Origin of the sequence: Veillonella parvula, from assembly GCF_024461875.1 — a bacterium.
GTDB lineage: Bacteria > Bacillota > Negativicutes > Veillonellales > Veillonellaceae > Veillonella > Veillonella parvula_I.
This window is the reverse complement of sequence record NZ_JANGAL010000004.1, coordinates 41,685-57,874: the sequence shown is the minus strand read 5'-3', so window position 1 is coordinate 57,874 and position 16,190 is coordinate 41,685. Positions and strand designations below refer to the sequence as shown.

The following is a 16,190-nucleotide window of genomic DNA, read 5'->3' as shown; positions in this document are numbered from 1 at the left end:
GGCAGAATGAATAACGAATGGCAATACCATTTAGTTAAAGGCATTAGTTGGCTTGTTTGTCGACTACCATACAAGCTCATTTTGCTCATAGGCGCTTGTTTAGGTCCTGTATATGGGCTAATAGCGAAGAAGCAAAAGCTTAGAGGCATAAATAATATTAAAATTGGCATGAATATGAACGATCAAGAGGCGGAACAATTAATTAATAAGTTGTTCAAAAATCTTGGTCGCAGTGTTATGGAAGTATTATACATGCCAAACCTGACGAAATCCTTTATCAATAAACACATAGAGATGCGTGGTGTTGAACATTTAGAAAAGGCCATTGCTGAAGATAAGGGAGTTATCGTTCTTACCGGCCATGTAGGCAACTGGGAATGGATGGGGGCTGCTATGGCGGCTCATGGATATCCTTCCACTACAATTGTTAAGAAACAACCTAATGCTCAATTCACACGCCTTATGAATGAATATCGTGAGATGGTGGGGCTTGACGTATTTGCTAGTGGTGGCAACGAAATCGTTTCTGCTGCTAAGGCTTTAAAAAAGAAAAAACTTCTTGGATTCTTAGCTGACCAAGATGGATATATAAATGGTTTACCAGTTCCGTTTTTGGGACAAGATTCATCAGCTGTTATGGGACCAGCAACATTTGCAAAGAAATTTGGCTCTCCTGTAGTACCTATTTTTGCATCTCGTAAGCCTGAAGGAGGACATATCGTTCATATCTTGCCGGCATTACATTATGAGGAAACTGGCGATGAAGATGTTGATATGTATCGTCTAACTGAAGCCTGTGTACGTGTTACGGAAGAATTTATTCGTGAACATCCAGATGAGTGGCTTTGGTTCCAACATCGTTGGATGACTAAGATGGATCAAATTATTGATTACGATAAGAAGATAGCTATACGGGAGAGAGCGCATGAAAAACAATAAAAAGTTAATTGCCATTGTGGTCGCTATAGTATTAGCTCTAATCGGTCTTATTGTATTTATTATGAAAGACTCTAATGAGGCTAATTCCACTCAAAATCAAAGTGGACAACTCGTTAATTTCCAAGGTGCGGACTTGCAAGAGGAAAAGGATGGCAAGTTAGTATGGGCATTATCGGCTGAGAAGATTGAATATGACCCGCGTACAAAAGCTATCGTTCTGACCAATTTGAAAGGTCTGTTCTATCAAGATGATGTGACTACTACGATTACAGCTCCTCATGCTGTACTGACGGGTGATCGAAACTCTCTTGATATTGATCAAGGCGTTACTGCTACCAATACGGAAGGTGCAGAATTTAAAACTGAGGCCCTTCATTTTGATAACAAAACGAAAACATTGACATCTAAAACGGCTTTCACTTATAACAGTAAGGATGTAACCCTCACAGGTGACAAGCTTGAGGGCAATATGTCTTTAAAAATTATTAAAGCCATTGGACATGCGAAATTAACAAAGAAGTAATTGAGAGGAAATATGATGAATAAGAAAAAACAGATTGGTATGGCTATATTAGCTGTACTCATGACCGCATCTGTTACAGTTTGGGCTGCAAATGATCCGTTGACTATCAGCGCTGATACATTGTCTTATGATGGCAATTCAGGTCGTGCAGATGCAACAGGTAATGTTGTTATTACCCAAGCGGATAAAACTATGACTGGTGCCAAGGGTTGGTACAATACAAAAACTCAAGAAGCAAATCTTGATGGTGGTGTATCTATGATTGGTTCTGATATGGCCATGTCTGCTCAAGCGGTTCACAGTTACAATAATAATAAATTCACTGCTAATGGTAGCGTTCATTTACAACGTGCTGATCGCCAAATCTTTGGCGACAGTGTTGAGTATAGTACTGACTCTGAATACGGTCTTGTTACAGGCAATGCCCGTTTGATTGCTGAAGGGACAACCTTAACCGGTGATAAGGTAGAAGGATGGATGAAGGAAGTTCGTGCTGTAGCGCAAGGTAATGTTACCTTCTCTAATCCTGAACGAAACGTGTCTGGTTCTGCTGACCGAGCTACATATACACAAACGCCAAACCAAAATGATGGAGTGGTACTCTTATCGGGTTCTGCGCATGCCGTTCAAAATGGTAATGTACTGAATGCACCGGAACTGAAAATTCGTTTAGCTGATGATTCTGCTGAAACATTAGGTGGACGTAGTACACTCGTCATTGTTCCGAATAAATAAGGATAATATATGTATATAGAAACCAAAAACTTAGTTAAAACCTTTAGCGGACGCAATGTGGTAGATGGTGTAAGTCTACGCGTTGATAAAGGCCAAGTTGTAGGTCTATTAGGGCCTAATGGGGCCGGTAAAACTACGTCATTTTATATGATTGTAGGCATTGAAAGACCAAGTTCTGGTATCATTACCGTTGATGGCAAGGATATAACAAATATTCCTATGTATAAGCGGGCGGCTGAAGGGATTGGATACTTACCGCAAGAGGCATCAATCTTTCGTTCCATGTCTGTAGAGGACAATATTCGTGCCATGCTACAGATTACGGCAAAAAAATCTGATGAGATTGAAGCTATCGTGGAATCATTGATTGAAGAATTTCATATTGGACATGTCCGTGACCGTATGGGGATGCAATTATCTGGTGGTGAACGACGCCGTGTAGAAATTGCGCGTTGCCTCGCCTTAGAACCTAATTTCATCCTTCTTGATGAACCTTTTGCAGGTGTCGATCCAATTGCGGTTGCTGATATTCAGCAAATTATCTTACACGTTAAGAACCGAGGTATTGGTATCTTGATTACAGACCATAATGTTCGCGAAACATTGGGGATTGTAGATAAGGCTTATATTTTGAGTAATGGTAAAATCCTCCTAGAGGGTACCCCTGATGAAATTGCGAATGATCCAATCGCTCGTGAACATTATTTAGGGGATAACTTTAAATTATAGGAGGGGCTATGCGATTATTAGATAAATATATTTTAAAAGCTTTTGTAGGCCCATTCCTATTTGGGGTTTTTGCTTTTACTAGTATTTTTATTGGTACAGGCACATTGTTTAGGATTGCTCAATATATTACTGAATATGGAGCACCATTGTTGCTTGTTATGCAAGCATTTGTCTTGGCTTTACCAAGTATTGTTATTTTAACATTCCCAATGTCAGTACTATTGGCTTCTCTTATGACTTTTAGTCGTTTGAGTAGCACTAGTGAAATCGTTGTTATGCGTGCTGGAGGTCTAAGCTTTTTACGCTTGGCCATGCCTGTATATATTATTGCCCTCATCATTTCCATTGGGGCAGTAGCATTTAATGAATTTGTTGTACCTCGTACAAATCATATGTATCAAACGATTGTGCGCGAACAAATTATGAAAAATGCATCACCTCAAACACAAAATCATATTGTGTTAAAAACGATGAATGGTGATGAGCTAGGCACATTGATGTATGCTAAGAGCTATGATGCTGAAACCAAACAGTTGTCCATGATTACGGTTCAACAATTTGGGGAGGGCGGCAAGTTACAACAAGTTGAAAATGCTGATACAGCTATCTGGAATGGTCAATATTGGGTGATGCAGAATGGTATCATCTATGATTTATCAGCTGGTAATGGTGTTGAACGTACCATGAAATTTAAGGAGCAATCATTGCCGATTAAGTCTGCCCCAAAAGATATTCAACAAGATCAACGTAAGCCTGAGGAATTGACGATTAAGGAGTTACGTCACCAAATCAGAGCTTATAAGGCTGCTTATACTAATGCTAATAAACTTGAAATGGAAATGTACCAACGCTTTACAATTCCGCTGGCAAGTTTTGTATTTGCTCTCGTAGGTGCACCTTTAGGCCTTCAAAAGCAACGCTCTAGCTCATCTATCGGCTTTGGTATTAGTATTCTCATCATCTTTATTTATTATGGGGTGATGACCTTTGCTGGTGCTTTAGGGAAAGGTGGAGCATTGCCAACCTTATTGGCTGCATTAATACCGGATACATTAGGTATTATTGCAGGGCTGTATTTGAATTGGCGTGTATCGAAATAACAGATTGTATTCTTAGGAGAAAGGAGGGACATGATGTTAGTAGGTGTTAAAATCTTAATAATTATCGCTCTTATGGGTGGTCTCATTGCTTACATGGGGGATAAGCTAGGCACTAAAATTGGTAAACGTCGTATGTCCCTCTTTGGATTACGACCTAAGCACACATCTATTATAGTTACTATTGTGACAGGCCTTTTAGTTGCAGCAGCTACGGTTGGGGTATTAACCTTTACGTCTCAAAGTGTGCGAACCGCATTGTTCGGTATGGATCAGTTGCGAGCTGATATGAAGCAGCTGAATAATGAGGTTGCTGCAAAGACGCAAGAACTGATTCGTGGGCAGGCTTTGTTAGAACAAAATAAACAAGAGCTTGAAGAACGGATGGCTGAGATTGAACAAATTCGCCGTGAAGTAGAGGCTACAAAAGCTGAATTGGCGAGTGCACAAGCTGCTAAAGACGCAACAGAAGCCGAATTGGCATCTTTACAAGCCTCTTATGCAGAGGTGTCTCAAAAGGTAGCTGAGCTTGAAGCAACACGTGCTAAGATGGAAGCGCATATTAAGAATCTACAAAATACACAAGAACAATTGCAGAATGGCATCATTCATTTACGGGAAGGAACCATTCTCTTCCAAGTAGATCAGTTATTAGCACAAGCTGTTGTACGACCTGGTTTAAGTGAAGAAGATAGTAATAATGCTATTAAACATATTATCGATGATACAAATAAACTTGTTTTACGTCGCTTAGGTATAGAAGATAATGGTCAATCCGTTGTGTATGTAGATCGACAAAATGTTGAGGTAGCTACTCAAAAGCTAATCAATTCCAAGACTCCTATGGTGGTTCAAGTTGTGGCAGCCGGAAATATTATTTCAGGTGAACCTGCAGTTGCAGTTATTCAAGTATATCCACAACAATTTATCTATAAAAATGGAGAGGTAATTCACTCTACAGTAATTGATGGGGGTACTAATGCTCAATCGTCTATGCTTCAATTCTTGAAACAAGTAAATGAACGTGCTAAGGCAAAGGGGATTATTCCTGATTCCTTATCAGGTGATATTGGAACGATACCTGGTGATGATTTGTTTACAGCCATTAAAAGAATAAGTACTATGCGTGGCAAGGTTCATGTGGAAGCTTATACTGATGGCGACACATATTCATCTGGTCCTGTTCACCTCAAGTTGCGTATTACTCAAATGCCAGATTTCAATGATAAGGCAAAAATGTAAACTAATTAATATGATGAAGGTATGCTGTTTTCATACATTATAAAAGAAGGTCTTATGTAATTTTCAACATAAGACCTTCTTTTTATGTTAAAATATAACTACTGTACTTACAAAGGGGATAATCAAATGACTGAAAATACATATATTTTAGCAGTGGATCCAGGAAATGAGAAAACTGGCGTAGCTATACTTTCACCTTCCGGTGAGATGATATGCCGTAAAATTATTTCTTCAAATACTTTCAATAAAGATATTGAGCGTATTTTAACTGAATATTATGGTATTGTTCATATTGTTTGTGGAAATGGTACAAATCATAAACACTTGTATCCTTCTCTTCAACAAATTGGACGTAATCATAAAATTACAACTAGTTTAATCGACGAATCTCACAGTACAGAGGAGGCCCGTAAATTATATTGGCAATATAATCCTCCTACAGGGTGGCGCAAGATTATTCCTACATCTATGCAATTTCCACCAGAACCTGTAGATGATTTGACGGCTCTCGTTATTGGCTTGCGCTATACGAAGCAGTTAGCTCAGAACGAAGCGGCAATCAAAGAAGAAACTATGAGTTCAAGTGAGTTAGAAGAGAAAAGATTACATGCTATGGAGCAGTTATACGGAAAAGGAGATAATCATGACGAATGAAACTTCAATGCGTAACTGGTCAAATCTTATTATGCGCTGTGTAATGATGATTCTAGGTGCCTTAATATATACGATAGGGTTAGATTTATTTTTAGTACCCAATAGTATCATTGACGGTGGTATAGTTGGTATCTCTTTGATGGCTGCGGAACTATCAGGTATTTCTTTTAGCATTTTTGTAGTACTTTTCAACTTACCCTTTTTATATTTAGGCTATAAAGTAATTGGTAAAGGATTTACCTTGTCTACTTTGTTCTCTATTATATGGATGGCAATATTTTCTACCATTGCACACCGCTTTACACCTATTACAACTGACCCATTTTTAGGGGCAATCTTTGGTGGTATAATCTTAGGTATTGGGGTAGGGCTAATTATTCGTAATGGTGGCTCATTAGATGGATCTGAAATTGTAGCTATTATCTTTGATAAACGGTCCACCTTTTCTGTAGGCGAAATTGTAATGGCCATGAATTTAGTTATTCTTGGAGCAGCGGGCTTTGTATATAGTTGGAATAGTGCCATGTATTCCTTAATTGCTTATTTTATTGCTTATAAGATGATTGATGTGACCATCACTGGACTTGAAGAATCTAAAGGGGTTATGATTATTACCGATGCAGATAATTCCAAGATTATTGCTGATGCATTAAATGCTAATCTTAATCGTGGTGTTACTATTATGTACGGAGAAGGCGGGTATTTAAAACAACCGAAACATGTATTATATTCTGTAGTAACGCGGCTAGAAATTACAAGATTAAAGGATACCGTTTATGAAGTAGATCCTACAGCATTTATTACGATCCAAGACGTACATGATGTCTTTGGTGGGAGATTTACGAAAGGTGGTCATTAAGAGGAAACTATGAGTAATAAGTTAGGTAATACAATAGTAAAAGAAATATTAGATTGGATTTATGCTATTGCATTGGCATTAATCATTGCTATGGTAATTCATATTTTCTTGATTCAACCTACTAGAGTGTCTGGGGAATCAATGGATGATACATTACACAATGGACAATATTTGATTGTTACCAAATGGCATCATATTATGAATGATATGCCCGAATATGGACAAATCGTTATTATTGATAGTCGTGTTAATCGTGTTCGTACATGGGTGGATGATGTAAAAGAACCACTGATGAACTATGCATCTGTTTTTAATAAATCCGCTCAAACAAATGATGTATGGGTAAAACGTGTAATAGGTAGACCTGGTGATGTACTAGAGTTTAAAGATGGTTATGTATGGCGTAATGGAGAAAAATTACAAGAACCATATACAAAAGATACAAAAATGAATTATACTCGGTCTACACCTGTAACAGTTCCTGAAGGTCATGTATTTGTGATGGGAGATAATCGCAACCATTCTAGTGATAGTCGTTTTATCGGCCCAGTTCCTGTTGATCATATTCTAGGATTTGTTTCTTACGCAATTTAATAATCGTGAAAGCCTATCTACGATAAATTTCATCGTAGATAGGCTTTTTATAAGTTAAGAAGGATTAAGTTATGTTGTATCTTGTGAAATGTATACTAAATAAAATTTAGCAAGACGGCTAGGTCGAATCTAAATATATCACTTATCAATCTTATAGAAAATAAACAATTCAAACAAATGAATTAATATTAATTATAAGTATAGCTAAATTTAATAAGTAATAATTATTAAATTTGTGGCTGTAGATAATAAAATTATCTATTTTTTTAGACTATAAAATGAAATTTTGTAAAATTAAATTTTTAAAAATACAGTAATAATCTATGTTTTTGATATAATTTTTATTCATGAAAGAAATTTCATAAAATTTAGTTGTGTAAAATGCTTTACAAAGTTTTGGGGTGGTGGTATATTCACATCAACAGAAAGGCTACGCTACAAAGAAGTGGAGCTAAGATAGATAATTTAGTTGAGGAAACATGGACACTCCTAATACATCTTTCATAGTGATACTACTTATGTAGTGAACGTCTTCTGCAAATATAAATTCTTATTTATAAGAAAGAAGGAATTCATTATGAAAAAACAATTCGCAACAATGTTAGCAGCAACAGCAGTGTTAGGTGTAACAACAGCATTTGCTGCAAATCCATTCTCCGATGTAACTCCAGATAGTTGGGCATACCAAGCAGTATCTCAATTAGCACAATCTGGTATCGTTAATGGTTATCCAGATGGCACTTTCAAAGGCCAAAACAATATCACTCGTTATGAAATGGCTCAAATGGTAGCTAAAGCTATGGCTAACCAAGATCGTGCTAACGCTGAACAACAAGCTATGATTAACCGCTTGGCAGATGAGTTCTCTAACGAGTTGAACAACCTCGGCGTTCGAGTATCTCGCTTGGAAGACCGTGTAGGTAATGTAAAGGTAACTGGTGATGCTCGTATCCGTTATCAAGGTTCTGAAGACAAAGGTGTTTACAAAGCTAATAGTAAATCCTTAACTGATGGCCGTGCACGTGTACAATTCAATGCTAATGTAAATGATAAAACACAAGCAGTTGTTCGTGTAAAAGGTAATTACGAATTTGGTGACTCTACTAAAGGTTCTCAAGCAACAATTGATCGTGCTTACGTGGATCACAAATTTGGTAGCAACGTATCTGCTAAAGCTGGTCGTTTCCAACAAACAATTGGTGGCGGTTTGATGTACGATGATACATTTGACGGTGCACAATTGAATGTAGGTAATGATAAAGTTCAAGTACAAGGTGCGTATGGTTACATGATTGATGGTGCTGCTGATGGCAACTCCAAATCTGATAATCCATCTGTATCCTATGTAGGCTTAAAAGGTAAAGTTGGTAAAGAATCCTCCGTTGGTGGTTTCTACTCCAGATTATCTAGCGGCAACTTGAACCATAATGGTGTAACAGTTAACTCTGATAAACAAGATGTTTACGGTTTCAATGCGGACTTCCGTAAAAATAAATTGTGGGCTGGCGGTGAATGGTTGAAAGCTTCTAACGTAGATAATTCTCAAGCTTGGACAGCAGGTCTTGGCTATGGTAACTACGACATCGCTAAAAAAGGTACATGGGATGTGAAAGGTCAATACTTCAACCAAAAAGCTAATGCACCAATCGTAAGTTCCACTTGGGATCAAGCATATGATTTAACAAATACATCTAATGGTTACAAAGGTTACATGGCTAGCGTAGACTACGCAGTACAAGATAACGTAGGTTTATCCGCAGGTTATGGTTTCAACTCTAAAGACCAAAGCGGTAATGATCTTTCCGATTTCTATCGTGCAGAATTAAATTACAAATTCTAATTCCCTCACAAACAAAAAAAGACTTCTTCGGAAGTCTTTTTTTTTTGTTGCATAAAAGTATTATGAATTATTTTATATATAATAGTATATATATAGTAAAATGTTTTATAAATACATAATATTAAAAGTAATCGAATAATTTAGTGGTTATCAAGAATTATATCCCTTATATTGTAGGATATATTTATAAAATCTTTCTGTATAGAAAGATAAATTTCTTATTAATTATATATATATTAATAAGTTTAACTTAATGAAAAATATAATAAAAATTCTCAATTAATAGAAAAGGATATAAAATTAAATTTTTTTATGAAAAAAATTATATCCTATAAAACTAGATAAAATCTAACTTAGCAAGCATTTTAAGTTATAAAAACAAGATAATGAGAACACAATTGAGAAAAAAGGGTTTACACGAAAAAGTGGTTGTGCTAATATCACCGTACGAGAAGTAGCAAACACATGAAACGAAGAACTTCGATGCAGAATGTGGCGAGGAAACGTGGACACTCCCAAAGATTCTTAATCTGAAGAACTGAGTAGAATGTGAATGTTATGACTTGTTACATTTTATTTTCTATTTTTTTCAGAAAGAAGGAATTCAACTATGAAAAAACAATTCGCAGCAATCTTTGCAGCAACAGCAGTATTGGGTGTAACTACTGCATTCGCAGCTAACCCATTCTCCGATGTAACTCCAGATTCTTGGGCATACCAAGCAGTTTCTCAATTGGCTAACGCTGGTGTTATAAATGGTTACCCAGATGGTACTTTCAAAGGCCAAAATAACATCACTCGTTACGAAATGGCTCAAATGGTAGCTAAAGCTATGGCTAACCAAGACCGCGCTAACGCTGAACAACAAGCAATGATCAACCGCTTGGCTGATGAATTCTCCAACGAATTGAACAACTTGGGCGTTCGTGTAGCTCGCTTGGAAGACCGCGTTGGTAATGTAAAAGTTACTGGTGATGCTCGTCTTCGTTACCGTGATGCTGAACATGCTAAATCTAAATTTGACGCTCGTGCACGTGTACAATTCAACGCAAAAGTTAACGATCGTACAGACGCTGTAGTTCGTTTGACTTCTGGTAATTTCGAATTAGGTGACTCCACAACTGAAGGTAAAGCAAATGCTACAATCGATCGCGCATATGTTAACCACAAATTCGGCGAACGCGTATCCTTGAAAGCTGGTCGTTTCGGTCAAGTTATCGGTGGCGGCTTGATGTTCGACGGCACATTCGACGGTGCTCAATTGAACGTTGGTAACGACAAAATTATGGCTCAAGCAGCTTACGGTTACATGGTATCCGGTGAAGCAGCTGGCTTGACTAAAGAAGAAAACGTAACTGATACTTACCTTGGCTTAACTGGTAAAGTTGGTAAAAACACTATGGTAGGCGGTTTCTATGATCGCGTAAACCAATCCGATGATGTTAAAAACATCTATGGTTTCAATGCTGATGCTAACTTCGATAAAGTTTGGGTTGGTGGTGAATGGTTGAAAGCTTCCAACCTTGAAAAATCTCAAGCTTGGACTGCTGGCGTAGGTTATGGTAACTATGACATCAAAAAACAAGGTACTTGGGATGTGAAAGGTCAATACTTTAACCAAAAAGAAAATGCACCTATCGTAGATACTACTTATAATCATCTTTACACTCAAGATGCTAAAGGTTGGATGGCAACTGTTAACTATGCATTGCAAAACAACGTTGGTTTATCCGCTAACTACGGTTTCGACTGGAAAACTCAAAGCGGTTCCGATCTTAGCGATTTCTACCGTGCAGAACTTAACTACAAATTCTAATTTGATAGTTAATCATATGAAAGAGACTCCTTTGGGAGTCTCTTTTTTGTAGTTTGAAGATTAATATACACGGTGAACATCCTAGAGTATTATCAATTTAACATAGAGCGTAAGTAGGATATTCTTTTTTAGCAAATAAATATAATGATAATATAGTTTATAATTTTATTTTCTTATATTAATAAATGAATGTTAATATAATTAGTTTTATTAATATAATGTTAGGCTTTTAAATCTGATAAAAAATTTTTTTGTATAAAACTATAAAATGAAAAAATGTTCATGAAGTTAGATTTTTACTGCATTCATGAAATTTTTAAAATAGAGAGTATTCAGTAATAAGGCTGAATATAGGTATTAAGGCTTTACATAGAAAAAAGGTTGTGATACTATCACCGTACAGGTCATGATATATACATGAAACGAAGATCTTCGATGTAGAGTATGGTGAGGAAACGTGGACACTCCTATACATTCTTAATCTGAAGAACGAGTAGAATGTGAATGTTATGACTTGTAACATTTTATTTTCTATTTTTTTTCAGAAAGAAGGAATTCAACTATGAAAAAACAATTCGCAGCAATCTTTGCAGCAACAGCAGTATTGGGTGTAACTACAGCTTTCGCAGCTAACCCATTCTCCGACGTAACTCCAGATTCTTGGGCATACCAAGCAGTTTCTCAATTGGCAAACGCTGGTATCGTTAATGGTTATCCTGATGGTACTTTCAAAGGCCAAAACAACATCACTCGTTACGAAATGGCTCAAATGGTAGCTAAAGCTATGGCTAACCAAGACCGCGCTAACGCAGAACAACAAGCTATGATCAACCGTTTGGCTGATGAATTCTCCAATGAATTGAATAACTTGGGCGTTCGTGTAGCTCGCTTGGAAGACCGCGTTGGTAATGTAAAAGTTACTGGTGATGCTCGTCTTCGTTATAAAGATGCTGAACATGCTAAATCCAAATTCGACGCTCGTGCACGTGTACAATTCAACGCAAAAGTAAACGATCGCACTGATGCAGTTGTTCGTTTGACTTCTGGTAATTTCGAATTAGGTGACTCCAGAACTGAAGGTAAAGCAAATGCTACAATCGATCGCGCATATGTTAACCATAAATTCGGTGAACGCGTATCCTTGAAAGCTGGCCGTTTCGGTCAAGTTGTTGGTGGTGGCTTAGCATTTGATGGTACTTTTGATGGTGCTCAATTCAATGCTGGTAATGACAAAGTTAATGCACAAGTAGCTTATGGTTACATGGTATCTGGCGATGCAGCTGGCTTGACTAAAGAGGAAAATGTTACTGATCTTATCGTAAATGTTAACGGTAAAGTTGGTAAACATGCTATGGTTGGTGGTTTCTACGACCGTATTAACCAAGATGATGATGTTAGAAACGTATATGGTTTCAATGCTGATGCTAACTTCGATAAAATTTGGGTTGGTGGCGAATGGTTGAAAGCTTCTAGCCTTGAAGAATCTCAAGCTTGGACAGCTGGCGTAGGTTATGGTAACTACGACATCAAAAAACAAGGTACTTGGGGCGTAAAAGGTCAATACTTCAACGCAAAAGAAAATGCTCCTATCATTGATACTACTTACAACCACATCTACACTACAGATGCTAAAGGTTGGATGGCAACTGTTGACTATGCATTGCAAAACAACGTAGGCTTAACAGCTAACTACGGTTTTGATTGGAAAGATCAAAACGGTAATGATAAAGCTGACTTCTACCGTGCAGACCTTAACTACAAATTCTAATTTGATAGTTACTCATACGAAAGAGACTCCTTCGGGAGTCTCTTTTTTTGGTTGTTTAATATAAAATTATATGAGGCTTTTTATATAGCGTTTCATTAATGCTGTCTATTTAATTAATATAGAATGATTTATTAAAAATAGATGATTTTTCGTTTAATGAAAATTTCATGAGTAAATTTTCTTGTCATTATTAGGGTTATTACCGCTAATTTCTATCTATATAGCCACTATTAATGGTATAATAAAGAGTATTTAAAATTTCTATAAAGGCGGCGAATATGAATCCTTTTTTTTCTCATATTAAAATGGTTGCCATCGATTGTGACGAAACTTTGGTGCGTAACGATAATACTATATCTGACTATACAGTAGATGTATTACATCGGTTGCAGCAAAGGGGTGTTGCTATTACGATTGCTACGGGACGTATGTACCAAACGGCTAAGCCCATTGGGCAGGCATTAAAGCTTGGTAATGTGCCGCTGATTTTATTTTCTGGTGGCCTCATTCAAGAGTTGGAAACAGGATGTAAACTGTTTGAACAGACTGTTTCTATTGAAGTGGTACGTCGTATTTATGAATTAGCAAAACAATATGATTGGCATATACAATCGTATGTGGATGATCATTTACTATGCCATCATAAGACGTGGCAGTCCGCTCTTTATGAAAAACAGACTGGTGCTACGGCAGAGTTTTTAGGGGATAAGTTATATAGTTTAAAAACTGAACCGAATAAGCTAATTGCCATAGATACAGTAGAAGGAATTAACAGAATTATTGAAATTTTAACTCCTAGAGTTGGTGATATGGTGACTCTAGTTCGTAGCCAAAAAGACTTTTTAGAAATCGTTGCCCTTAATGTGTCAAAGGGGCGTGCTTTGACACAACTAGCTTTAGATAATCATATTAGTTTAGAACATATCGTTTCCTTTGGTAATGCAGAAAATGATATTTCTATGCTACGTAAAACCGGTTACTCTGTAGCTGTTGAAAACGCTACAGATCATGTAAAATCTGTGGCTCATACAATTTGTGGTCATCATAATGACGATGGAGTAGCCCATTGGATTGAAGATAATCTTTTATAATGGAGTAAAACTATGGAAGCATTTCGTTTGTTAATAGTTACAGGTATGTCAGGTGCCGGCAAAACTCAAGTATTGCAAGCTTTAGAAGATATGGGGTATTTATGTATTGATAATATTCCCCCTGTGCTGATCCCTAAATTAAGTGAAATTTGCCGACAAGGTGGAGAACGGACTAATCGCGTTGCTCTTGTTGTAGATATTCGGGGTGGCGAATTTTTTGAAGCTCTTTCTTCATCTTTAGATACATTAAAAGATATGAAGGTAGATTTTGAAATTGTATTTATGGATGCTACAGATGAGACTTTGATTCGTCGATATAAGGAAAGTCGACGGAGTCATCCATTGGCTCCTAATGGGCTGATTACAACAGGGCTAAAGAAGGAACGCCAAATTCTTAACTCTGTGCGCCATAAAGCAGATTTTATTATTGATACCACTAATATGAAAACAGCCAGCTTGAAAGAGTATTTAAAAACGCGTTTTGCTCAAGTTGATGAAGCTCATGGTATGGCTATTACTGTAGTGAGCTTTGGTTTTAAATATGGTATTCCTCTCGATGCAGATATGGTATGGGATGTTCGTTTTCTACCAAATCCATTTTATATTCCTGAGTTTCGTCATAAAACAGGTCGTGTAAAAGCAGTGAATGAATATATCCATTCCTTTGAAGTAACCGAGGAATTTAAAAAACGTTACTTTGATACCATGGATTTCCTTGTACCAAATTATGAACAAGAAGGGAAATCTCAGTTTATTGTGGCAGTAGGTTGCACAGGTGGTATGCATAGATCTGTAGCTATGGCAGAGACTCTATACTCCCACTTGTTAGAAAAAGGATATCGTGTAACTGTTGAACATAGAGATATGATGAAAAATAATGTAGAAGAAGATTATAATCCTCATGAAATTATAACACTTGATAACTAGATAGGGGGGATTATGTTGCGAAAAGGATGGTTCCGGTGGCTAATTCCGGGTCTAAATATAAAACGTTGGCTTGCCCTATTTAGTTGTGGTGTAGGTCTTTTAATTATTGGTATTTCTTTGATTTTTAACTATCAATGGCTTGCGGTTCTTGAAGATATTGTACTTGCCTTTTCTTATAATATGACGGGCTTTTACAATTATAATGTACTCATTGCTGTAGGGGCTGTAGTATTATCGATTGGCGCTTTATTAATGCTCATCGGTACGAGTAAAGTTATAAAAACGATTATTCGTGCGGTACTACCTAATCCTGACAGTAAGGTATCGGATATTATTTTTCAAAATATCCGACTCGATAAGGGGCCAAAAATTGTAGTCATCGGTGGGGGTACAGGCTTATCAAATTTATTGCGTGGTTTGAAATCACATACATCAAACCTATCTGCGATTGTAACAGTTGCTGATGATGGAGGTTCTTCTGGCCGCTTGCGAGAAGATTTTCAAATGATAGCACCTGGTGATTTAAGAAACTGTTTAGTATCACTAGCTGAACAAGAAGGGGTAATGGAGAACTTATTCCGTTACCGCTTCGAAGGGGAAAATGAGCTTTCTGGACACAGCTTTGGTAATCTCTTTATCACTGCTCTTGCTCAAGTTTACGATGGAGATATTGAAGAAGCTCTTGAAGCGGCTAGTAAATTGTTGCGTGTCCGTGGTCGTGTAATTCCTTCCTCTACAGAGTTCATTAAATTGCGTGCAGAGATGACAGATGGCACTATTGTAGAAGGTGAAAGTAATATACCACACTCGGGTAAACGGATTCGTCATATCTATAGTGATCCAGCATTGCCTAAGCCAGAGGGGGCTGCATTACGTGCCATTGATGAAGCGGATGTGATTATTTTAGGTCCTGGTAGTTTATATACAAGCATTATCCCAAATTTACTAACTGATAAATTGGCCTCTCATGTACGTGCCAGTAAGGCTAATAAAATCTATATTGCTAATGTTATGACACAACCGGGTGAAACCACAGGCTACACATTAAATGACCATGTAGAGGCTTTAATTGCTCATGGCGGAGAAGGAATTATAGATACTGTTCTTGCCAATGATGGGCCGTTGCCAATTCAAATGGTTGAACAATATAGTGCTGTAGGATCTGAACCATTGGTATTAGATACTAAAAAGTTACAAGACAAAGGAATCCGCACTATACGAGCTACCTTAATTAACCCTCAAAAACCAGCTGTTCACGATCCTGAACGGTTAGGTAAAGTTATTATGGATATCATTCATGCTATGCAATCTAACACTGAACCGCATATCTTAGAATATTATCTTCAACGAGATGATCATTAATGAGAAGGGATGTC

At 37.2% G+C, this 16,190-nt stretch carries 15 protein-coding genes; all 15 read left to right on the top strand.

Features of this window, described 5'->3' with window-relative positions; all coding sequences use genetic code 11:
• The first annotated feature begins 6 nt into the window (after positions 1 to 6).
• The 15 genes from NE668_RS07690 to NE668_RS07620 all read left to right on the top strand — a co-directional run bounded on the left by NE668_RS07690 (position 7) and on the right by NE668_RS07620 (position 16,176).
• Entirely contained in the window at positions 7 to 939 is a 933-nt protein-coding gene (locus NE668_RS07690) for a lysophospholipid acyltransferase family protein (protein ID WP_004698446.1), read from the top strand.
• Positions 926 to 1,462, top strand: coding sequence for an LPS export ABC transporter periplasmic protein LptC (gene lptC / locus NE668_RS07685; RefSeq protein WP_004698432.1), 537 nt, complete (start codon positions 926 to 928; stop codon positions 1,460 to 1,462). The genes NE668_RS07690 and lptC overlap by 14 nt, the downstream gene beginning before the upstream one ends.
• 12 nt (positions 1,463 to 1,474) lie before the next feature.
• Complete coding sequence (locus NE668_RS07680) at positions 1,475 to 2,197, top strand: LptA/OstA family protein (RefSeq protein WP_004698437.1); 723 nt, start codon at positions 1,475 to 1,477, stop codon at positions 2,195 to 2,197.
• A 9-nt stretch (positions 2,198 to 2,206) separates the two neighbouring features.
• Complete coding sequence (lptB, locus tag NE668_RS07675) at positions 2,207 to 2,926, top strand: LPS export ABC transporter ATP-binding protein (RefSeq protein ID WP_012864076.1); 720 nt, start codon at positions 2,207 to 2,209, stop codon at positions 2,924 to 2,926.
• A gap of 8 nt (positions 2,927 to 2,934) precedes the next feature.
• Positions 2,935 to 4,026, top strand: coding sequence for an LptF/LptG family permease (locus NE668_RS07670; protein ID WP_012864077.1), 1,092 nt, complete (start codon positions 2,935 to 2,937; stop codon positions 4,024 to 4,026).
• Positions 4,027 to 4,059: 33 nt separating this feature from the next.
• Positions 4,060 to 5,265 (top strand): DUF3084 family protein, encoded by a 1,206-nt coding sequence (locus NE668_RS07665; protein WP_012864078.1) that lies wholly within the window; start codon positions 4,060 to 4,062, stop codon positions 5,263 to 5,265.
• A 126-nt stretch (positions 5,266 to 5,391) separates the two neighbouring features.
• A complete protein-coding gene (locus NE668_RS07660) occupies positions 5,392 to 5,919 on the top strand; it encodes a RuvC family protein (protein ID WP_012864079.1) in 528 nt (175 codons plus the stop codon).
• Complete coding sequence (locus tag NE668_RS07655; protein WP_227037940.1) at positions 5,909 to 6,778, top strand: YitT family protein; 870 nt, start codon at positions 5,909 to 5,911, stop codon at positions 6,776 to 6,778. Before NE668_RS07660 ends, NE668_RS07655 begins: the two co-directional genes overlap by 11 nt.
• Positions 6,779 to 6,787: 9 nt before the next feature.
• The gene (lepB, locus tag NE668_RS07650; protein ID WP_004695516.1) at positions 6,788 to 7,372 is read left to right on the top strand and encodes a signal peptidase I; all 585 of its coding nucleotides are present in this window, start codon (positions 6,788 to 6,790) and stop codon (positions 7,370 to 7,372) included.
• A gap of 577 nt (positions 7,373 to 7,949) precedes the next feature.
• Complete coding sequence (locus NE668_RS07645; protein ID WP_012864082.1) at positions 7,950 to 9,212, top strand: S-layer homology domain-containing protein; 1,263 nt, start codon at positions 7,950 to 7,952, stop codon at positions 9,210 to 9,212.
• Between the two features lie 610 nt (positions 9,213 to 9,822).
• On the top strand, positions 9,823 to 11,028 hold the full coding sequence (locus NE668_RS07640; protein ID WP_227037941.1) for a putative porin: 1,206 nt from the start codon (positions 9,823 to 9,825) through the stop codon (positions 11,026 to 11,028).
• A gap of 562 nt (positions 11,029 to 11,590) precedes the next feature.
• A complete protein-coding gene (locus NE668_RS07635; protein ID WP_012864084.1) occupies positions 11,591 to 12,796 on the top strand; it encodes a putative porin in 1,206 nt (401 codons plus the stop codon).
• A gap of 278 nt (positions 12,797 to 13,074) precedes the next feature.
• Positions 13,075 to 13,887, top strand: a complete 813-nt coding sequence (locus NE668_RS07630; RefSeq protein WP_227037942.1) for a Cof-type HAD-IIB family hydrolase — start codon at positions 13,075 to 13,077, stop codon at positions 13,885 to 13,887.
• Positions 13,888 to 13,899: 12 nt separating this feature from the next.
• Positions 13,900 to 14,814: an RNase adapter RapZ gene (rapZ, locus tag NE668_RS07625; RefSeq protein WP_012864086.1), complete on the top strand. Its 915-nt coding sequence runs from the start codon at positions 13,900 to 13,902 to the stop codon at positions 14,812 to 14,814.
• A 12-nt stretch (positions 14,815 to 14,826) separates the two neighbouring features.
• Positions 14,827 to 16,176 carry a gluconeogenesis factor YvcK family protein gene (locus NE668_RS07620; RefSeq protein ID WP_012864087.1) on the top strand — a complete coding sequence of 450 codons (1,350 nt, stop codon included), beginning with the start codon at positions 14,827 to 14,829 and terminating at the stop codon, positions 16,174 to 16,176.
• Positions 16,177 to 16,190: the final 14 nt, after the last annotated feature.